This window comes from Streptomyces koelreuteriae (assembly GCF_018604545.1).
GTDB lineage: Bacteria > Actinomycetota > Actinomycetes > Streptomycetales > Streptomycetaceae > Streptomyces > Streptomyces koelreuteriae.
On sequence record NZ_CP075896.1, the window covers coordinates 2,580,216 to 2,598,292 of the forward strand.

Below are 18,077 nucleotides of genomic sequence, written 5' to 3' on the forward strand. Positions count from 1 at the left end.
CTTGACTTTCCTTGTCCACGATATATCGTGAATACGAGAAGACGCGATATGGCGCGTTGAGTCGGGGAGGTCTGCACCATGTCCGAGTGGTCCGTCGCGGAACCGAAGAAGCTCACCTTCGACGAGCCCGTGAGCGATCTGCATGTGCGACTCGTCAACGGAACGGTGAACGTGGTGGGCACCGACGAAGGTTCCGCCCGCCTGGAGATCTCCGAGATCGAGGGCCCACCCCTGGTGGTGACCCAGGAGGACGGCACCCTCACCGTGGCCTACGAGGACCTGCCCTGGAAGGGCTTCCTCAAGTGGCTGGACCGCAAGGGCTGGCGTCGCAGCGCGGTGGTCTCCCTGGCGGTCCCGGCCTCCACCCGGGTGGAGGTGGGGGTGGTCGGCGCGGCCGCCGTGGTCTCCGGGATCCAGGGACCGTCGGTGGTGAAGGGCGTCACGGGCGACACGACCCTGGTGGGGCTCTCCGGCCCGGTCCGCGCCGACACGGTCTCCGGCAGCCTGGAGGCCCAGGACGTGACCGGTGACCTCCGGTTCAACTCCGTCTCCGGCGACCTCACGGTGGTCGAGGGCTCCGGCCCCTCCGTGCGGGCCGAATCGGTCAGCGGCTCCATGATCATCGACCTCGACCCGGACGGCCCCACCGATGTGCGGCTGACCAGCGTCTCGGGCGAGATCGCGATCCGCCTGCCCTACCCGGCGGACGCGGAGGTCGAGGCCAACACCGCGAGCGGAGCGATCTCCAACACCTTCGACGGTCTGCGGGTACACGGCCAGTGGGGCGCCCACAAGATCACAGGCCGTCTCGGCGCGGGCAACGGCACGCTGCGGGCCACCACCGTCTCCGGCTCGATCGCCCTGCTGCGCCGCCCGGCCGGAGAGGACGAGGAGGAGCCCTGGGAGACGCACCCCGGCACGAGCGGCTCGCCGACGGACCCGCCGGCCGGCCCGCAGGGCGACTCGGGAGACAATTCCGTCTCCGGCCGGGGCGAGGGCGCCACCGGCGTCCCGGCCGACGGCACGACCGACAAGAAGGTGCTCTGACATGCCCCCCGTCTTCGCCCACGGCCGCCTCCGCCTCTACCTGCTGAAGCTGCTGGACGAGGCCCCCCGCCACGGCTACGAGGTGATCCGCCTCCTCGAGGAGCGCTTCCAGGGGCTGTACGCACCCTCGGCGGGCACGGTCTACCCGCGCCTGGCCAAGCTGGAGACCGAGGGCCTGGTCACCCACACCACCGAGGGCGGCCGCAAGGTCTACTCGATCACGGACGCCGGCCGGGCCGAACTGGCCGACCGCAGCGGCGAACTGGCCGATCTGGAACTGGAGATCCGGGAGTCGGTCGCCGAGCTGGCCGCCGAGATCCAGGCCGATGTGCGCGGAGCCGCGGGCGACCTGCGCCGCGAGATGCGCGCGGCGGCGACCGAGGCCCGCCGCGGCAACGGCGGCAAGACCTCCGGCGCGCAGGACACCCCCTTCGGGGACTTCACGGCCTACGGCGACAAGGAGGCCTGGCGCGTCGCCAAGGAGGAGATGCGGCGCGCCCGGCAGGAGTGGAAGGAACAGGCCCGCCGCGCCAAGGACGAGAGCCGCCGCGCCCGCGAGGACGCCCAGCGCGCCCGCCGCCAGGCCAAGGAGGCCCAGGAGCAGGCCCGGGCCCAGGCCCAGGAGCAGGTGCAGCACATCGCCCGCAAGGTCCAGGAGCAGGTGCAGGACCACTTCACCCGGGGCGACTGGCCGACGGGCCTGCGCGAGGGCTTGAGCGAACTGGTGAAGGAGGTCGGCGAGTTCGGAAAGGGCTACGGCAAGGACTTCGGCTTCGACTGGACGGGCACCGGCTCGGGGGCCGACACCCAGCGGCCGGCCCCCGAGCCGTCCCCGTCATCCCAGCCCCCCTCATCCCAGCCCCCCGCGGACTTCCCGGCCGCCTACGAACCGGCCTGGGCCCACGAGGACGCGGCGGACTCCACCGGCGACCCGGCCCGCGACCTGGACCGCCTGCTCGACCGCTTCCGGGACGACATCCGCGACGCGGCCCGCGACCACGGCGTCACCTCCGACCAACTCCGCGACGCCCGCCACCACCTGTCGACAGCGGCGGCCCACCTGGGAGCACTGCTGCGCTCGCCGAAGAAGTAGGCGGCCGGCAGGGAAGCCCCGTCACCCGGCCTTGGCCTCGCCACCGCCGTACAGCACCCGCACCAGGGACTCGTACGTCACCCCGTGGTCGGCGAGGACCTCGGCCGGCACGCCGGGGCGCATGGTCAGGGCCAGCAGGATGTGCTCATCACCGATATGCCGGTCCCGCTGGGCGAGAGCGACGCGCAAGGAGTGCTCCAGAACGCCCTTGGCACCCCGCCCGAACGAGGCCCGCCCGGACCACCACCCCTTGTCGCCGTGGTCACCGGACAGTGCGCCGACCCCGTGCACCTCCTCCACCCGGGCGACGATCTCCGCCACATCGATCCCCAGCCCGGCGAGCGCATCCGTATCCGCCTGCGAAAGCCCGGCCCGCCGCCGCGCCTGACGCAGCGCCTGACGCACGGACTCCCGCCGCTCCCCCAGCCCGAGAGCGGTCAGCGCGAAGGACCCGCGACTGCCCTCCCGGTCGAGCAGCGCCAGCAGCAGATGCTCCGGCTCCACACTCTGCCCGTCACCACCCTCCACGTACGCGAAGGCGCTCTTCACCACACCCCGGGCGTCTTTCGTGAACCGCTCGAACATCAATGCCTCCCGTACTTCTTGTGCACGGCCTGCCTGCTCACACCGAGTTCGGCGGCGATCTCCTGCCACGACCAGCCCTGATTGCGCGCATTGCGCACCTGTACGGCTTCCAACTGCTCCAGCAGCCTGCGCAGCGCGGCGACGGCCCGCAAGCCGACCCGTGGATCACGGTCACCCGCGCGCTCGGCCAGATCCGTTGCTTCGGTCATACCGTCAACCTACGTTGACACCCAACACTCGTCAACCCCAGTTGACAAACGAAAACGGCCGGCCCGTCCCGGACCGACCGCCAACGCCCCGCACGAAGCACCTCAGGAGTTCGTCAGCACGACCTTCCCGAACTGCTCACCCGAAGCCAGCCGCTCGAAGCCCTCACGCGCACGGTCCATGGGCAGCACCTCGTCGATCACGGGCCGCACACCGGTGGCGGCACAGAAGGCGAGCAGATCCTCCAGCTCGTCCTTGGTCCCCATCGTGGAGCCGACGACCTTGAGCTCGAGGAAGAAGATCCGGGTCAGCTCGGCGTGCGACGGCCGGTCACCACTCGTCGCACCGGAGATCACCAGCGCGCCCCCGGGCTTCAGCGACTTCACGGAGTGCGACCATGTCGCCGCCCCGACCGTCTCGATCACCGCGTCGACCCGCTGCGGCAGCCGCGCCCCGGCCTCCACCGCCTCCACGGCCCCCAGCTCCACGGCCCGCTTCCGCTTGGCCTCGTCCCGGCTGGTGGCGAAGACCCGCAGCCCCGCAGCCTTCCCCAGCACGATGGCGGCCGTGGCGACACCGCCACCGGCCCCCTGCACCAGCACGGAGTCGCCGGGCCGGACCCCCGCGTTGGTGAACAGCATCCGATACGCGGTCAGCCACGCCGTCGGCAGACAAGCGGCCTCCTCGAAGGAGAGCTCCTTGGGCTTGGGCAGGATGTTCCAGGTCGGCACGGCGACCTGCTCCGCGAACGTGCCCTGATACCGCTCGGTGAGGATGGAACGGGGCTCGTTCGGCCCCACCCCGTGCCCGGTCTGTCCGATCACGGAATGCAGGACGACCTCGTTGCCGTCCTCGTCGACACCGGCGGCGTCACAGCCGAGGATCATCGGCAGCTTGTCCTCTGCGAGGCCGACGCCGCGCAGGGACCACAGGTCATGGTGGTTGAGGGAGGCGGCCTTGACCGTGACGGTACTCCAGCCGGGCCGGGCCTCGGGAGCCGGACGCTCTCCCAACTCCAGGCCGGTCAGCGGCTGGTCGCGGTCGATTCGGGCGGCATAGACAGCGAACATGACCTTGACGATAAGTTCCCCACCCAACCGTTGGAACCACCGCCACATGTGAGACACACCCTCTTGCCAGACGCACCACGTTGATGCCGGTGCCGGGTAGGTCCGCAACCCGGCGCAGCGGGGTGCCGCCGCGCCCACCCGTGCCGCCCCTAGCGGCACGCATGCCCGCAGCGGCGGCGGCAGGGCGGGCCCGCGGCTAGGCGGCGGGTGCGGGCCCGCGGCGACGGCCGGACGGCAGCTCAGCCGGGACGCGCCCGCACCCGCGTACGGCGAGAAGGGGACGTGTCGGGGGGTGTCCGCCCGCAGCGGTTGGCGCGTCAACGAACAGCTAGTCGGCGTCTGACCCCATCGCGCCGTTCCGAGGACGGACACCCCCCGGCGCGGCCCCGACCCACCACCGGCGAGATGGCGCTACCCGCACAGGCGCCGCAGGCACCCCCACCACCCAAACAGCCGCACCAGCAAAAGAAATGACCCCGCCCAACCCGGACGGGGCCACATCACCGCAACGTCACGTCACGTCAGCGCCGAGCCACACCCTCAGCCCGCGCAGCCGCAGCCACAGCCGCCGTAACCGCCGGCGCGACCCGCTCGTCGAACGGCGACGGAATGACGTAGTCGGCGGCGAGATCGTCCCCGACCACCGACGCCAGCGCCTCGGCAGCCGCCAGCTTCATCCCCTCCGTGATCCGAGAGGCCCGCACCTGCAGCGCCCCCGCGAAGATCCCCGGAAACGCCAGCACGTTGTTGATCTGGTTGGGGAAGTCCGACCGCCCGGTAGCCACCACGGACGCGTACTTGTGCGCGACCTCGGGATGCACCTCGGGGTTCGGGTTCGCCATGGCGAACACAAACGCACCCTTGGCCATGGAGGCGACCGCCGCCTCCGGCACCGTCCCCCCGGACACCCCGATGAACACATCGGCCCCGTCCAGCGCGGCCTCCAGCGGCCCGCTGATCCCCGCCTTGTTCGTGAACCCGGCCAGCTCCTGCTTCACCGCCGTGAGGTCGTCCCGGTCCGCCGACACGACACCCTTGCGGTCGGCGACCGCGACATCCCCGATCCCGGCCTCGACCAGCATCCGCGCGATGGCGACACCGGCCGCACCGGCGCCCGAGATGACCGCCCGCAGCTCCCCCAGCGACCGCTGGCTCAGCCGCGCAGCGTTCCGCAGGGCCGCCAGCGTCACCACGGCCGTACCGTGCTGGTCGTCGTGGAAGACGGGAATGTCCAGCCGCTCCTGCAGCTTCCGCTCGATCTCGAAGCACCGGGGCGCCGAGATGTCCTCCAGGTTGACCCCGCCGAACGAGGGCGCGAGCCGCACCACGGTCTCGACGATCTCGTCGACGTCCGTGCAGTTCAGCGCGATCGGAACCGCGTCCACGCCCCCGAACTGCTTGAACAGGATCGCCTTGCCCTCCATCACCGGGAGGGAGGCCTCGGGCCCGATGTCACCGAGTCCGAGCACGGCCGTACCGTCCGTCACGACGGCGACGACCGAGGACTTCCACGTGTAATCGTGGACGAGGTCCGGCTGCTCCGCGATCGCGCTGCACACCTTCGCGACCCCGGGCGTGTACGCCAGGGACAGGTCGTCCTTGTCACGGACCGGCACCGTGGCCTGCACGGCCATCTTGCCGCCGCGATGCAACGCGAACGCCGGGTCGAAGGAGTCGAGGGGCTCCGCACCGCCCTCGTGACCCGTATGGTCCGTCGTGCTTCCGCTGCGAGGATTGACGATCTCCGCTGCCACTTCGTTTTACCCCTTAAATCTTCATTGGTTTGAGGGTGGCCACTCCTGGTGAGGGGTGGGCGGGCACCGCGTACGGCCATGGTCGTGCTGTGTACGAGTTTCGTACGGGCACATACGCGACGGGCGCGCCGCACACGCGCCCTGAGCCCCGGATGAGGGGTGTAAAGACCCTTCTTACCGGACGGACGGCATCGACGACGAGTCCATAACGCGAAGGTCACATGCACGCGCTCCGACTCTTCGCCCAAAACCGGGACAAGGTCTGGACAAACCAGCGGCAACCGCTCAAGCGTCGGCGAAGCCCACGGCCCCCGTACCGAAATCCCGGGATTCGCCGAAGATCTTCCGGCCGGAAGGAAAGATTCCAACAGAAGGTCCGGCCGTGATGTACCGGAGTGGTGCGGTTCGGGGGTCGCCCGTTATCCGATTTTGACATGGATGGCGCCCAGAATGCCGCAGTCCGAATGGCAAGATGCCGTAATCACACGAGGTCGCGACACTCGAAGGCGTGTGCTCTCGTCGACCTATGGCACTGCTGTACCAGCAGACGCCGGCCCCATCGGCAACTCCACCCATCCGCCGGAGGAACCCACCATGACCGCAAGCTCCACCCGTCGTACGACCGCCGCGCACTCCCGGCTAGCAGCGGTCGGTGCGATCGCGGTCGCAGGCGCGCTGCTGCTCACCGGATGCGGTGACCAGACCCAGGACAACGGCTCGGACAGCGACACGGCGGCCTCGGCCCCGCTCGCCGACAAGCTGCCGAAGTCCATCCGTGACAAGGGCGTCATCAAGGTCGGTTCGGACATCGCCTACGCCCCGGTCGAGTTCAAGGACAACGCGGGCAAGACGGTCGGTATCGACCCGGACCTCGCCGCCGCCATGGGCAAGCAGCTCGGGGTCGACTTCGAGTTCGAGAACGGCACCTTCGACACGCTGATCACGGGCCTGCGCTCCAAGCGGTACGACATCGCCATGTCCGCGATGACCGACACCAAGGACCGCCAGGAGGGCATCGACTCCGACACCGGCAAGAAGGTCGGTGAGGGCGTCGACTTCGTCGACTACTTCACCGCCGGTGTCTCGATCTACACCAAGAAGGGCGATGACCAGGGCATCAAGACCTGGTCCGACCTGTGCGGCAAGAAGATCGTGCTGCAGCGCGGCACGGTCTCCGAGGACCTCGCCAAGGCGGAGTCGAAGAAGTGCCCGGCCGGCAAGAAGATCGCCATCGAGCCCTTCGACAACGACCAGCAGGCCCAGACCCGTCTGCGCGCGGGCGGCGCGGCCGCCGGTTCGTCCGACTTCCCGGTCGCCGCGTACGCGGTAAAGACCTCGGGCGGCGGCAAGGACTTCCAGCTGGTCGGCGAGCAGGTCGAGGCCGCTCCGTACGGCATCGCGGTCGCCAAGAACCAGACGGAGCTGCGTGACGCGCTCAAGGCCGCGCTGGACGCGATCATCGACAACGGTGAGTACGAGAAGATCATGAAGAAGTGGGGCGTCACGGACGGCTCCATCGACGAAGCCACCATCAACGGCGGCAAGTGACCGCGCCCCAGCGGCACTGAAAGGCAACACCCGTGACTGTTGACATCGACAAGACGCCGGCCGACACGCCCCCGGCCGGGCCGGAGGCCATCAAGGCCATCCCGGTCCGGCACTACGGGCGGTACGTCTCCGCCGTCGTCGCCCTCGCCCTGCTGGGCGGCATCGTCTACGCGTTCTCCCAGGGCAAGATCAACTGGGACGCGATCCCGGACTACTTCTTCGACGACCGCATCCTGGACGGCGTGGGCAAGACGCTCCTGCTGACCGTCCTGTCCATGGCGATCGGCATCATCGGCGGCGTCCTGCTGGCCGTGATGCGCCTGTCGAAGAACCCGGTGACCTCGTCGATCGCGTGGTTCTACATCTGGTTCTTCCGCGGCACCCCGGTCCTGGTCCAGCTCATCGTCTGGTTCAACCTGGGCCTGGTCTTCGAGTACATCAACCTCGGGCCGTTCTACAAGGACGAGTGGTCGGACTTCATGACCCCGTTCCTGACGGCACTGCTGGGCCTCGGCCTCAACGAGGCGGCCTACATGGCGGAGATCTGCCGTGCCGGTCTGCTCTCGGTCGACGAGGGCCAGACGGAGGCGTCGCACGCGCTCGGCATGAGCCACACCAAGACGCTGCGCCGGATCGTCATCCCGCAGGCGATGCGCGTGATCGTGCCGCCGACGGGCAACGAGGTCATCAACATGCTGAAGACGACCTCGCTGGTCTCGGTCGTCCAGTATCCCGAGCTGCTCCGCGCCGCCCAGGACATCGGACAGACCTCCGGCGCCCCCGCCGAGATGCTGTTCCTGGCGGCGGCCTGGTACCTGCTGCTGACCTCGATCTTCAGCGTGGGCCAGTACTACCTGGAGCGCTACTACGCGCGTGGTTCGAGCCGGTCGCTCCCGGCCACCCCCTTCCAGAAGATCAAGGCGAACGTGCTGTCCCTGTCCAGCCGCTCCAAGCCGAAGGGAGGCACCGCATGACCGCCATGGTCAAGGCCGAGGGCGTCCACAAGTCCTTCGGCCCCGTTGAAGTCCTCAAGGGCATCGACCTGGAGGTGAAGTCCGGCGAGGTGTTCTGCCTCATCGGCCCCTCCGGCTCCGGCAAGTCGACCTTCCTGAGGTGCATCAACCACCTGGAGAAGATCAACGCCGGCCGTCTGTACGTGGACGGTGAGCTGGTCGGCTACCGCCAGAAGGGCGACAAGCTCTACGAGCTCAAGGACAGCGAGGTCGCGGTCAAGCGCCGGGACATCGGCATGGTCTTCCAGCGCTTCAACCTGTTCCCGCACATGACGGCCGTCGAGAACGTCATGGAGGCACCGGTCCAGGTCAAGGGCGTGAGCAGGAGCCAGGCCCGCAGCCGCGCCCAAGAGCTGCTGGACCGGGTGGGCCTGGCCGACAAGGCGGGCAACTACCCCTCCCAGCTCTCCGGCGGCCAGCAGCAGCGTGTCGCCATCGCCCGGGCCCTCGCCATGGACCCGAAGCTGATGCTGTTCGACGAGCCGACCTCGGCGCTCGACCCGGAGCTGGTCGGTGACGTCCTGGACGTCATGCGCGACCTCGCCGAGTCGGGCATGACGATGATCGTCGTCACCCACGAGATGGGCTTCGCCCGCGAGGTGGGCGACAGCCTGGTCTTCATGGACGGCGGTGTGGTGGTCGAATCCGGTCACCCGCGCGAGGTGCTGACCAACCCGCAGCACGAGCGGACGAAGTCGTTCCTGTCCAAGGTGCTCTGAGGAAACGCACACCGAGGGGGCGGTACGGATCTCCGTACCGCCCCCTTCGCGTGGTCCGCGTCCGGTTACTTCAGGGCGAGCAGCAGGGTGTCCGAGGGCGAGCACCACACCGGCCTGGCCTCGCCGAACCCCTTCTCGCGCAGCACGCGCGCGTGCCAGGCAGCCGAGGGCATGTCACCGTCGGCGTGTTCGCCGTAGATCTCGTAGCGCCGGGCCGTGGGCTCGGCGAGAACCGGGTCCTTGGCGGCGAGCTGCCACCATTCGGACCAGTCGAGGACGCCGTCCCGCTTGGCCTGATCCATACGGGCGTGCCGCAGCGCGCTCTCGGCCGCGTTGATCCGGGGCGTCGACTCGTCGATCATGTGATCCGCGTTCATGAAGACACCGCCGTCGCGGACGACTCCCGCGACCTGGCCGTAGAGGTTCGCGAGGGGTTCCCGGTGCAGCCAGTGCAGGGCCGTCGCGGTCAGGACGGCGTCGTACGCGTCGTACGGCAGCCTCGCCGGCCAGTCGGGGTCCTTGAGGTCGGCGGTGACGAGGCCGACCCGGTCGTCGTCCGCGAAGGTGCCCTCGGCGATGGCGAGGAGCGCCGGGTCGAGGTCGACGCCGGTGCTGGTGGCGTCGGGGAACCGGGCGAGCAGCCGGGCGGTGATGCTGCCCGTGCCGCAGGCGAGGTCGAGCACGCGCGGGGCGGTGCCCACCAGGGCCTCGACCATGTCGAGCATGATCTCGAACCGCTGCTCGCGGTCGGGCAGGTACCACTCCTGCTGCCGGTCCCAGCTCTCCTGCCAGGCACGCCAGTCGGTGGTGGCCGTCGTGGTGTCGGAGTCCGTCATCGAGCCCCTCCCTCGTAATACCCTGGAAGCACCATCAGCTGTTACAAGTGCGCGCTCACGACAATAAAGCCCCTCCGTAAGGACTACAAGTGGAACTGGCCTATTACTCGGACTATGCCGTGCGCCTCGTCAACACCGAGGAACCGGTCCGGGGCAAGGACACGCTGACGTCGGTCGAGGCCGTCCGCGACCTGTTCGGCGCCAGCCAGTCGGCGGCCCGTCGCGCCACCGACTCGGACGTGACGCGGTTCCGCTCGATCCGGGCCCGGCTGCGCGCGGTCTTCGAGGCGGCCGACACCGGCGACGAGACCCTGGCCGTCGACCTGCTGAACTCCCTCCTCCTGGAGTTCCCGGTGAGCCCGCAGATCTCCGGGCACGACTTCCGCGACGACGACGGCCGCCCCCTGTGGCACATGCATCTGGCGGACCACCCGTCCAACGCCACTGCCGGCTACGCGGCGATCGCGGCGATGGGCCTGGCGTTCCATCTGACCGAGTACGGCGTGGACCGGCTCGGCCTGTGCGAGGCCGCGCCCTGTCGCAACGCCTACCTGGACACCTCCACGAACCGCTCCCGGCGCTACTGCTCCGACCGCTGCGCGACCCGCGCCAACGTGGCGGCCTACCGCGCCCGCAAACGCCGCGAGGCCGCCCTGCCCGACCTGTCGGAGAAGACGGGCCTGGCGGCCGACAACACCCAGCCGAGCAGCGCCCACGGCGAACGCCCGGTCCCGCGCGGCCGGTAGCGGAAGCGGACCCGCCCCAGCACCAGGTCGTCCGGCACGACGCCGTAGTCGGTGCTGTCACCACCTGCGTACGCGTTGTCCCCGAGCACCCACCAGCCGCTCTCACGCCGCTGGGCGACCCGCTTCACCACGAGCAGGTCCTGCTGGAAGGGATGCCGCAGTACGACGACGTCACCGGGCCTGACCCGGGTCCCGTAGTGCACCAGGAGCAGGTCCCCGTGGTACAGCGTGGGCACCATGGACGGCCCGGTCACCTCGGCGACGCCGAAGGGCGCGGCCGACCTCCCCCGCTCGGACTCCTGCGACAGCTCCGGCATCACCCGGCACCTCCCCGGTTCTTCTCCACCAGTCTCAGTCTCACCCCGGACTTTCGTCCTAAGCCCACGGGGGCACTCGCGAAAACCCGTCCGCCACGGAGTAATGTCCCCTGTGAGAAGACGATCACGAGGGAGGAATGCTCCATGCTTTCCCGCCTGTTTGCCCCCAAGGTCAAGGTCAGCGCTCACTGCGACCTGCCCTGCGGTGTGTACGACCCTGCCCAGGCCCGCATCGAGGCGGAGTCGGTCAAGGCTGTCCAGGAGAAGATGGCCGGAAACGACGACCCGCACTTCCAGGCGCGCGCCACCGTCATCAAGGAGCAGCGCGCGGAGCTCGCCAAGCACCACGTGTCCGTGCTCTGGAGCGACTACTTCAAGCCCCCGCACTTCGAGAAGTACCCGGAGCTGCACCAGCTGGTCAACGACGCCCTCAAGGCCCTCTCGGCCGCCAAGGGCTCGACCGACCCGGCGACCGGCCAGAAGGCTCTGGACTACATCGCCCAGATCGACAAGATCTTCTGGGAGACCAAGAAGGCCTGAAGTCCATGGGCCACGCGAAGGGGCCCTGCCGGGTGTACCGGTCGGGCCCCTTCGTCGTACGTACGGGTCACTCGTAGCCGTGGGTCAGTGGAACTGAGGCACGATCAGTGAGATCCCGTACGCCACCACCGCCGCGCAGGTGAGGAAGCACAGGGCGGCCTGGGTGAGTCCGAGGGCGGGGGTGCCGCCCGGTTGTTCGCGGGCGCCCTCCAGGCGCGCGAGGCCGAGGACGCCGAAGGCGAACAGGACGACCACGGCGACGGTGGCGCCGACGCTCACCGCGGCGACCTGGCCGAGCGCGGTCCAGTCCAGATGCATGTCGACTCCCCGTCGTTCAGGCTGCCGTGCCGACCTTGGCGGGCGGCTCGGTGCGGATGCTGACCTCGTGCGCGTCGTTGACGTTGTGCGCGTGTACCGGGTTGCGGCGCGAGACGGCCACGATGCCCGCGGCCAGGGCCGCGCCGACCAGTGCGACGACCGCCGTACCGAGGTCGCCGCCGTTCTGGACGACGCTCGCGGCCAGGCCCCCGACCAGCGCGGCGGCGGGCAGGGTGACCATCCAGGCGATCACCATCCGGCCCGCGACGCCCCAGCGGACCTCCGCGAGCCTGCGGCCGAGCCCCGCGCCGAGGATGCTGCCCGAGGCGACCTGGGTGGTGGACAGGGCGAAGCCGAGGTGGGCGGAGGTGAGGATGACGGTGGTGGAGGCGGTCTCGGCGGCGAAGCCCTGCGGGGACTGGATCTCGGTGAGGCCCTTGCCCATGGTGCGGATGATCCGCCAGCCGCCGAGGTAGGTGCCGAGGCCGATGGCGAGGCCGGCGGAGGCGATGACCCACAGGGGCGGGCCGGCGTCGTGGCCGAGCGCGCCGGCCGAGATGAGGGTGAGGGTGATGACGCCCATGGTCTTCTGCGCGTCGTTCGTGCCGTGGGCGAGGGAGACCAGCGAGGCGGAGGCGATCTGGCCGATCCGGAAGCCCTTGGTGACGGACTCCTTGCGGGCGCGGTCGGTGAGCCGGTAGGCGAGGTAGGTGGCGATCAGCGCGGCGACACCGGCCACGAGCGGCGAGGCCACCGCCGGGACGAGCACCTTCTCGACGACCTTGTCGAAGTTGACGCCGTGGCTGCCCGCCCCGACCCACACGGCCCCGATGAGCCCGCCGAACAGGGCGTGCGAGGAGCTCGACGGCAGTCCGACGAGCCAGGTCAGCAGGTTCCACAGGATCGCCCCGACCAGTCCCGCGAAGATCATCCCCGGGCTGACGAGGGTGTCGTCCACGATGCCGCCCGAGATGGTTCTGGCCACCTCGGTGGAGAGAAAGGCACCGGCGACATTGAGGACACCGCTGATCAGGACCGCAGTACGGGGAGCCAGCGCGCCGGTGGCGATGGACGTGGCCATCGCGTTCGCCGTGTCGTGGAATCCGTTGGTGAAGTCGAAGGCGAGCGCCGTGACGATGACGACCGCCACGAGGAACGTGATGTGGTCCATTCCTGAATGCAAACAAGCGCGGCCCCATGCGCGGGGAACGGCGAGGCAAAGGCTGGTCAAGGTTCACGCAGGTGGCCGTGACGGGACCCCTCTACGATCGCGCCCATGAGGATCCGCTGGACATACGCCTTCGCCGACCGGCCTCGCGAGACCTTCGGGACCGCATGTGACTTCTGGACGGCCGTCACGGACACGCGACTTTCCGAACTCCGCGGGCAGCACTCCGAGTTCGTGACCCTGCTCCCCGACGGCGCCGACGCCTACGTCAAGGCCCAGGCGGTGCGGTCGGGGGACGGCGGGGCGCATCTCGACTTCTGCGTGGACGACGTGGCGGGGTTCAGGGACTCGGCGGTGCGGCTCGGGGCGAGCGTGGTGTTGGACCTCGGGTCGCTCGTCGTGCTGCGTTCGCCCGGCGGGCAGTTGTTCTGCGGGGACCCGTGGCGCGGCCAGTCGTCGCGCCCGGGTGTGGTGCGCGGCAGCCGGCTCGACCAGGTGTGCCTGGACGTACCGCCGTCGTCGTACGACGCCGAAGTCGCCTTCTGGAGCGGCCTGCTGGACGGCTGGGTGTCGCGTCCCGGCGCGCTCCCGGAGTTCCATGTGGTCGAGCCGCCTCCCGGCCTGCCCGTCCGGCTGCTTCTGCAACGCCTCGGCGAGGAGCGCCCGGCCTCCGCCCACTTCGACCTCGCTTGTACGGACGTCGGCGCCACCCGGGCGTGGCACGAGAAACTCGGGGCCGTACACGTGGCCGACCGCTCCGGCTGGTCGGTGATGCGCGACCCGGCGGGCGGCACGTACTGCCTGACGACCCGGGATCCGGAGACGGGCGGGCGGCGCCGCTAGTCGGCCTCCGCATACGACGCGTACGCGCACGCCACATCGGCGACGCCCTCCGGCGTCGGGCAGGGCGGCAGGCTCGGCATCTCGTCGGGATTCGCCTCTTCCCAGACGTACGGCCCCTGAGGCTCCGTCGAGTCCTGCATCCACAAGGTCAGCCCACCCGCGACGACCACGGCAAGCGCCCACACGATGACCACCCAGCGCCACACCCCGCGACGCCCCTCCCCCGTCATGCCCATGCCTGACACGCTAGTCCCTCAACCGCGCCGCCCGCGCCTGGAGATAGCGCTGCTCGGGCAGGCTGAGGGTCTGGGCGGCCGCCGACTCGTAGGCGACCCGGGCGGCTTCGGGCTCGCCCGCGCGTTCAAGGAGGTGCGCGCGTACGGCGTCCAGGCGGTGGCCTTTCAACGTGCCCGGCAACGCGTCCAGTTCGGCCAGGCCGGCGCGCGGGCCGTGGACCATCGCGACGGCCACCGCGCGGTTGAGGCGTTCGACCGGCCCGGGGAGCAGGTCGACGAGGACGTCGTACAGGCCCAGGATCTCGGCCCAGTCCGTCGCCTCGGGCGAAGGCGCCTCGTCGTGCACGGCGGCGATCGCGGCCCGCAGTTGGTACGGCCCGGGCCTGCCCCGGGACAGCGCCCGGGTCACCAGCGCGACACCCTCCTCGATGGCAGCCTTGTCCCAGCGGTCGCGGTCCTGCTCGTCGAGGGGGATCAGCTCCCCGCCCGGTCCGGTGCGCTCATCGCGCCGGGCGTCGGTGAGCAGCAGCAGCGCGAGCAGCCCGGCCACCTCGCGGTCGTCGGGGAGCAGCCGGTGGACCGTACGGGTCAGCCGTACGGCCTCGCCCGCCAGGTCGGGGCGCTGCAGGGCCGTGCCTGAAGTGGCGGTGTAGCCCTCATTGAAGATCAGATAGAGGGTCTGCAGAACGGACGGCAGCCGCTGCTCCCAGCGGTCCGGGCGGCCGAAGCGCACGCCCCGCACCCTCTGCTTGGCCCGGCTGATGCGCTGCGCCATCGTCGCCTCCGGGACCAGATACGCACGGGCGATCTCCGCCGTGGTCAGACCGCCGACGGCACGCAGCGTGAGCGCGATCTGGGCGGACGGGGTGAGGTCCGGATGGCAGCACAGGATGAGCAGCGAGAGGGTGTCGTCCTCACGGGGAGCCCGCTCCCCCGGCGGCGGGGCGGTGAAGGCGTCGCGGGGCGTGAGCGCCGCCGCCCGTTCCTCGCGCTGTCGCCGGGCCTCCTCACTGCGCAGGGCGTCGGTCAGCCGCCGCGAGGCCACCTTGATCAGCCAGCCGCGCGGATTGCCGGGCACGCCCGCTTCAGGCCACTGCCCGGCCGCCGCGAGCAGCGCCTCCTGTACGGCGTCCTCGGCGGCGTCGAAGTGCCCGTACCGTCTGACCAGCGCGCCGAGGACCTGCGGCGCGTTCCGGCGCAGCAGGTCCTCGACCTCGGGTGTGTTCCTCACCGGCGGGTCCGTCGGCCTCGCACGGGCCGGCTCGTCAGATGTCCCCGCTGCCGTCCATGATCGGGCGGATCACGACCGGGTAGTCGGGGGCACCGGCCGGCTGGGGGCAGCGGGAGATGCGGTCGGCGATCTCCGTGACCCGCTCCAGGCTCTCGCACTCCAGGACCCAGTAGCCGGCCAGCAGCTCCTTGGTCTCGCTGTACGGGCCGTCGGTGATCACGGCCTTGCCGTCGTCACCGAGGGTGACATGCCGGGTCTGCGCCGGCTCGGCCAGGCCCTGCCCGTCGACGAACTCGCCGGTCTCGGAGAGATCGTCGTTGATGGCCCCCATGTAGGCGAACATCGCCTGCAGCTCGTCCTCGTTCCAGGCGGGCGATTCCGCTGACGCCTTGCCGCGCATGGCCTCGTAGTCCGCCTGTGTGCCCTGCACCATGACCAGGTACTTCATCAGTCCGCTCCTTCGGCTCTCACCACCCTTCCGGGCGGCTCTCACAGGGGACGTCGGAGCCGGGCCGGGATTCTCGACACGAGCTCAGGAGCTTTCCGAGACGGTTTCTCCGGGGGTCGTCGCGGGTGGAGTCGTGGCGGTTGGGGTCGTCGCGGGTGGGGTCGTCGCGGGTGGGGCGGTGTCATCGGCGGGCCGGGGGGCCGCTTCGGGCCGTGCTTCCCCGGCGGGCCGCGTGTCCTCGGCGGCGGGGCCGCTGTCCGCGCCCTCCGCGTCCTGGACCCCGCACCGGGGGTTGTGGCAGGGGCCCGCCACCCACAGGGGGACCCATGCGCCCAGCGTCTTGTGGCGCCGGACGACTGTTTCGACTGGCTGTCCGCAGGTCGGACAGACGTGTTCGTCTCTGCCCATGCCCTCAGAGTAGGACGGTCGGGGGCTCAGCGCTTCCTGCTGTACGAGCGCACCAGCACGCCGTTGCCGAACGTACGCACGGACTCCAGGGCGAACTCCGAGATCGCGAACGCTTCCCCGAACATGGGCATGCCCGAGCCGTACACCAGCGGGTAGGTCTTGATCACGACCTCGTCGATCTCGTCGAGCAGCTCGCCCGCGACCTTCGATCCGCCGCACAGGTAGATGCCGAGCTCGCCGTCCTCGGCCTTCAGGTCCCGGACCTTGCCCACCAGGTCTTCCGCGATGATCTCGACGTTCGGGTCGGGCGACTCCTTCAGCGTGCCGGAGGCGACGTACTCGCGCAGGTGCGCGTAGGGGCTGGTGATGCCCTCCGCCAGGGCGAGGTCGTAGCTGCCCCGGCCCTGAACGACGGTGTCGAACCGCCGGTTCGGCAGGTCGTCGATACCGAGGGCCCGGCGGCCGTGGGTCGCCACGGTCTCCGGATACTCCGACGTCAGGAAGCCGAGGAACTCCTCGTCGAGGAAACGCATCATCGCTGTCGCGTCGCCGTCCGGGTCCCCGATGAAGCCGTCGATGGAACAGGCGATGAAGTACGTGAGCTTTCGCAAGCCGGTCTCTTTTCGTAGGCCGCCGGTTGAATAACTTCAGTTATAGTACTCCCCCTGTAGTGGTTGCAAGGTGATTTTCGCGAGCCGTCGAAAGTGGGAGAAGTAACTCCGCATGGCCGGCAATCCCGGGCGCCGGGCCGTGCTCGTCGACGCCGGTGTCGAGGTGCCGGACTGCCCGGCGGCGACGAGTCCGTCACCGTGCCCTATCTGGCCATGCTCGGACTGCTCTTGGAGCACCTGCCCCTGCCGGGCGTCCTGGAGGGCGTACTGCCCGGGGTGCGGGAGCAGGGGTAGGGCCTGGGCAGGACCAAGGCCGGGCCAGACCGGGAAATCAAGGTCGGGTCGAAGCCGGCCATCGGGATCGCGAAGGCAGGCCCTAAGAGCCCGCGCCCGTGCGCGGCTCCCGCCACATCGGCCACATGGCCGGGCCGTCCGGGAGGTCGAGGACCTGACCGGCGACCTCGAAGCCGAGGCGCTCGTACAACGTGCGACTGCGCGCGCTGCTGGCCTCCAGATAGGCGGACAGCCCCTCGCGGTCGCAACGATCGAGGACCGACTCGATGAGCGCGGTGCCGAGCCCCTCGCCCTGACGGCCGGGGGCGACACCGATCATCCACAGGTACTCGTGGGCCCGCCCCGAGGGATGGATGGCGGCGGTCAGCCGGCCGATCAGCTCGATGCGCTCGTTGTCCGGGTCGACGGCCGCCCGCACCTGGGCCGGACCGTCGTCGTCCTCGGGGTCACCGTCATGGTCGTCGGCCGGCATGGACAGCCAGAGCGCGCAGGCCGAGCCGTCCTCGGTGACGTCGATACGCCCCGCCTCGAGCACGATGTCGGTGAAGGCGGCCATCAGCCCGGGGTGGCGTTCACGACGGTCCTCCGCACCGGGGAAGACCCAACCGCTCACGGGGTCGTCCTGGAACGCCTCGTCCAGCAGCCGGACGACCGTCTCCCGGTCCGCCTCGCCCGCCGTACGGATCGCCACGCCCATGCCCCGCCCCTTCGATCGTCCCGACGGGCGTTGATCGTAAGGGGGTTGAGGGCCGTCCGGGGCAGGCGGGGCGGCAGCTTGGCGGAATCCAGTCGAACGTCTGTCCAAACTCGGTCGTGTGATGCGTGAGAAGGGGCGGGCCCCGCACACCGTGGGGCAGTGCGGGACCCGCCGACCGGAGGCCGCAAGCCGTGCGGGGTCAGGAGCCGCACGGCCCCGACGCTCCGGGGTCCTGCCTTCGGTCGCCCGAAGGGTCATGCTGTGCTGCAGGCCGCCGGCCCCTGCATCCGGCAGACCGACTGTCGGCCGTCGACCGCTGCCGACGGTCGACCACTGCCGGCGGTCGAC

Annotated in this window: 21 protein-coding genes and 2 pseudogenes; 9 read left to right on the forward strand and 14 right to left on the reverse strand. The window is 70.2% G+C overall.

The window, feature by feature from the left end:
- Positions 1-78 precede the first annotated feature (78 nt).
- Positions 79-1,047: a DUF4097 family beta strand repeat-containing protein gene (locus KJK29_RS11210; protein WP_215118569.1), complete on the forward strand. Its 969-nt coding sequence runs from the start codon at positions 79-81 to the stop codon at positions 1,045-1,047.
- Between the two features lies 1 nt (position 1,048).
- The gene (locus KJK29_RS11215) at positions 1,049-2,140 is read left to right on the forward strand and encodes a PadR family transcriptional regulator (protein WP_215118570.1); all 1,092 of its coding nucleotides are present in this window, start codon (positions 1,049-1,051) and stop codon (positions 2,138-2,140) included.
- Positions 2,141-2,161: 21 nt separating this feature from the next.
- Here KJK29_RS11215 and KJK29_RS11220 read toward each other — a convergent pair whose 3' ends face one another.
- The 4 genes from KJK29_RS11220 to KJK29_RS11235 form a co-directional block, all read right to left on the reverse strand.
- Positions 2,162-2,725, reverse strand: coding sequence for a Clp protease N-terminal domain-containing protein (locus tag KJK29_RS11220; RefSeq protein ID WP_215118571.1), 564 nt, complete (start codon positions 2,723-2,725; stop codon positions 2,162-2,164).
- Positions 2,725-2,934 (reverse strand): HTH domain-containing protein, encoded by a 210-nt coding sequence (locus KJK29_RS11225; RefSeq protein ID WP_004925761.1) that lies wholly within the window; start codon positions 2,932-2,934, stop codon positions 2,725-2,727. Before KJK29_RS11225 ends, KJK29_RS11220 begins: the two co-directional genes overlap by 1 nt.
- Positions 2,935-3,036: 102 nt before the next feature.
- A complete protein-coding gene (locus KJK29_RS11230) occupies positions 3,037-4,002 on the reverse strand; it encodes a zinc-binding dehydrogenase (protein ID WP_215118572.1) in 966 nt (321 codons plus the stop codon).
- 521 nt (positions 4,003-4,523) lie between these two features.
- On the reverse strand, positions 4,524-5,756 hold the full coding sequence (locus KJK29_RS11235) for an NAD(P)-dependent malic enzyme (RefSeq protein WP_215118573.1): 1,233 nt from the start codon (positions 5,754-5,756) through the stop codon (positions 4,524-4,526).
- 594 nt (positions 5,757-6,350) lie between these two features.
- Here KJK29_RS11235 and KJK29_RS11240 point away from each other — a divergent pair.
- Genes KJK29_RS11240 through KJK29_RS11250 form a run of 3 tightly spaced genes read left to right on the forward strand, consistent with a single transcriptional unit; the run spans position 6,351 to position 9,036 of the window.
- Positions 6,351-7,304: an ABC transporter substrate-binding protein gene (locus KJK29_RS11240; RefSeq protein ID WP_215118574.1), complete on the forward strand. Its 954-nt coding sequence runs from the start codon at positions 6,351-6,353 to the stop codon at positions 7,302-7,304.
- 32 nt (positions 7,305-7,336) lie between these two features.
- Entirely contained in the window at positions 7,337-8,278 is a 942-nt protein-coding gene (locus KJK29_RS11245; RefSeq protein ID WP_215118575.1) for an amino acid ABC transporter permease, read from the forward strand.
- A complete protein-coding gene (locus tag KJK29_RS11250; protein WP_285439950.1) occupies positions 8,275-9,036 on the forward strand; it encodes an amino acid ABC transporter ATP-binding protein in 762 nt (253 codons plus the stop codon). Before KJK29_RS11245 ends, KJK29_RS11250 begins: the two co-directional genes overlap by 4 nt.
- Positions 9,037-9,101: 65 nt before the next feature.
- Here the strand turns inward: KJK29_RS11250 and KJK29_RS11255 are convergent, their stop codons facing one another.
- Entirely contained in the window at positions 9,102-9,872 is a 771-nt protein-coding gene (locus KJK29_RS11255) for a class I SAM-dependent methyltransferase (RefSeq protein ID WP_215118576.1), read from the reverse strand.
- 89 nt (positions 9,873-9,961) lie between these two features.
- On the opposite strand from KJK29_RS11255, the gene KJK29_RS11260 reads away from it, so the two are divergent.
- On the forward strand, positions 9,962-10,618 hold the full coding sequence (locus KJK29_RS11260; RefSeq protein WP_251057761.1) for a CGNR zinc finger domain-containing protein: 657 nt from the start codon (positions 9,962-9,964) through the stop codon (positions 10,616-10,618).
- Positions 10,619-10,683: 65 nt separating this feature from the next.
- Here the strand turns inward: KJK29_RS11260 and sodX are convergent.
- Positions 10,684-10,935, reverse strand: a pseudogene (gene sodX, locus KJK29_RS38795) (nickel-type superoxide dismutase maturation protease); the annotation flags it as partial.
- A gap of 144 nt (positions 10,936-11,079) precedes the next feature.
- Between sodX and sodN the strand changes: the two are divergent.
- Complete coding sequence (sodN, locus tag KJK29_RS11270) at positions 11,080-11,475, forward strand: superoxide dismutase, Ni (protein ID WP_030928916.1); 396 nt, start codon at positions 11,080-11,082, stop codon at positions 11,473-11,475.
- Positions 11,476-11,559: 84 nt separating this feature from the next.
- Here the strand turns inward: sodN and KJK29_RS11275 are convergent, their stop codons facing one another.
- Positions 11,560-11,793, reverse strand: a complete 234-nt coding sequence (locus tag KJK29_RS11275) for a hypothetical protein (RefSeq protein ID WP_215118578.1) — start codon at positions 11,791-11,793, stop codon at positions 11,560-11,562.
- Positions 11,794-11,809: 16 nt separating this feature from the next.
- A complete protein-coding gene (locus tag KJK29_RS11280; RefSeq protein WP_215118579.1) occupies positions 11,810-12,964 on the reverse strand; it encodes an inorganic phosphate transporter in 1,155 nt (384 codons plus the stop codon).
- Positions 12,965-13,069: 105 nt separating this feature from the next.
- Between KJK29_RS11280 and KJK29_RS11285 the strand changes: the two genes are divergently transcribed.
- Positions 13,070-13,804, forward strand: a complete 735-nt coding sequence (locus tag KJK29_RS11285; protein WP_215118580.1) for a VOC family protein — start codon at positions 13,070-13,072, stop codon at positions 13,802-13,804.
- Here KJK29_RS11285 and KJK29_RS11290 read toward each other — a convergent pair.
- The 5 genes from KJK29_RS11290 to KJK29_RS11305 all read right to left on the reverse strand — a co-directional run bounded on the left by KJK29_RS11290 (position 13,801) and on the right by KJK29_RS11305 (position 16,738).
- Complete coding sequence (locus tag KJK29_RS11290; RefSeq protein WP_215118581.1) at positions 13,801-14,040, reverse strand: hypothetical protein; 240 nt, start codon at positions 14,038-14,040, stop codon at positions 13,801-13,803. The two genes, KJK29_RS11285 and KJK29_RS11290, sit on opposite strands and share 4 nt — an antisense overlap.
- A 10-nt stretch (positions 14,041-14,050) precedes the next feature.
- Positions 14,051-15,271 carry an RNA polymerase sigma factor gene (locus tag KJK29_RS11295; RefSeq protein ID WP_215118582.1) on the reverse strand — a complete coding sequence of 407 codons (1,221 nt, stop codon included), beginning with the start codon at positions 15,269-15,271 and terminating at the stop codon, positions 14,051-14,053.
- 34 nt (positions 15,272-15,305) lie between these two features.
- On the reverse strand, positions 15,306-15,719 hold the full coding sequence (locus KJK29_RS11300; RefSeq protein WP_215118583.1) for a YciI family protein: 414 nt from the start codon (positions 15,717-15,719) through the stop codon (positions 15,306-15,308).
- Between the two features lie 84 nt (positions 15,720-15,803).
- On the reverse strand, positions 15,804-16,127 hold the full coding sequence (locus tag KJK29_RS39360; protein ID WP_370869130.1) for a hypothetical protein: 324 nt from the start codon (positions 16,125-16,127) through the stop codon (positions 15,804-15,806).
- A 26-nt stretch (positions 16,128-16,153) separates the two neighbouring features.
- Positions 16,154-16,738: a dihydrofolate reductase family protein gene (locus KJK29_RS11305; RefSeq protein ID WP_215118584.1), complete on the reverse strand. Its 585-nt coding sequence runs from the start codon at positions 16,736-16,738 to the stop codon at positions 16,154-16,156.
- A 159-nt stretch (positions 16,739-16,897) separates the two neighbouring features.
- Here KJK29_RS11305 and KJK29_RS11310 point away from each other — a divergent pair.
- Positions 16,898-17,032, forward strand: a pseudogene (locus tag KJK29_RS11310) (TetR/AcrR family transcriptional regulator); the annotation flags it as partial.
- An 82-nt stretch (positions 17,033-17,114) separates the two neighbouring features.
- On the opposite strand, the gene KJK29_RS11315 reads toward KJK29_RS11310, so the two are convergent.
- Complete coding sequence (locus tag KJK29_RS11315) at positions 17,115-17,729, reverse strand: GNAT family N-acetyltransferase (RefSeq protein ID WP_215118585.1); 615 nt, start codon at positions 17,727-17,729, stop codon at positions 17,115-17,117.
- Positions 17,730-18,077 lie beyond the last annotated feature (348 nt).

Excerpts from the sequence above, each read along its gene's own strand:
- KJK29_RS11210 (WP_215118569.1), top strand. The coding sequence starts at position 79 with ATGTCCGAGTGGTCCGTCGCGGAACCGAAGAAGCTCACCTTCGACGAG.
- KJK29_RS11215 (WP_215118570.1), top strand. The coding sequence starts at position 1,049 with ATGCCCCCCGTCTTCGCCCACGGCCGCCTCCGCCTCTACCTGCTGAAG.
- KJK29_RS11220 (WP_215118571.1), bottom strand. The coding sequence starts at position 2,725 with ATGTTCGAGCGGTTCACGAAAGACGCCCGGGGTGTGGTGAAGAGCGCC.
- KJK29_RS11225 (WP_004925761.1), bottom strand. The coding sequence starts at position 2,934 with ATGACCGAAGCAACGGATCTGGCCGAGCGCGCGGGTGACCGTGATCCA.
- KJK29_RS11230 (WP_215118572.1), bottom strand. The coding sequence starts at position 4,002 with ATGTTCGCTGTCTATGCCGCCCGAATCGACCGCGACCAGCCGCTGACC.
- KJK29_RS11240 (WP_215118574.1), top strand. The coding sequence starts at position 6,351 with ATGACCGCAAGCTCCACCCGTCGTACGACCGCCGCGCACTCCCGGCTA.
- KJK29_RS11250 (WP_285439950.1), top strand. The coding sequence starts at position 8,275 with ATGACCGCCATGGTCAAGGCCGAGGGCGTCCACAAGTCCTTCGGCCCC.
- KJK29_RS11255 (WP_215118576.1), bottom strand. The coding sequence starts at position 9,872 with ATGACGGACTCCGACACCACGACGGCCACCACCGACTGGCGTGCCTGG.
- sodN (WP_030928916.1), top strand. The coding sequence starts at position 11,080 with ATGCTTTCCCGCCTGTTTGCCCCCAAGGTCAAGGTCAGCGCTCACTGC.
- KJK29_RS11275 (WP_215118578.1), bottom strand. The coding sequence starts at position 11,793 with ATGCATCTGGACTGGACCGCGCTCGGCCAGGTCGCCGCGGTGAGCGTC.
- KJK29_RS11280 (WP_215118579.1), bottom strand. The coding sequence starts at position 12,964 with ATGGACCACATCACGTTCCTCGTGGCGGTCGTCATCGTCACGGCGCTC.
- KJK29_RS11285 (WP_215118580.1), top strand. The coding sequence starts at position 13,070 with ATGAGGATCCGCTGGACATACGCCTTCGCCGACCGGCCTCGCGAGACC.
- KJK29_RS11290 (WP_215118581.1), bottom strand. The coding sequence starts at position 14,040 with ATGGGCATGACGGGGGAGGGGCGTCGCGGGGTGTGGCGCTGGGTGGTC.
- KJK29_RS11300 (WP_215118583.1), bottom strand. The coding sequence starts at position 15,719 with ATGAAGTACCTGGTCATGGTGCAGGGCACACAGGCGGACTACGAGGCC.
- KJK29_RS39360 (WP_370869130.1), bottom strand. The coding sequence starts at position 16,127 with ATGGGCAGAGACGAACACGTCTGTCCGACCTGCGGACAGCCAGTCGAA.
- KJK29_RS11315 (WP_215118585.1), bottom strand. The coding sequence starts at position 17,729 with ATGGGCGTGGCGATCCGTACGGCGGGCGAGGCGGACCGGGAGACGGTC.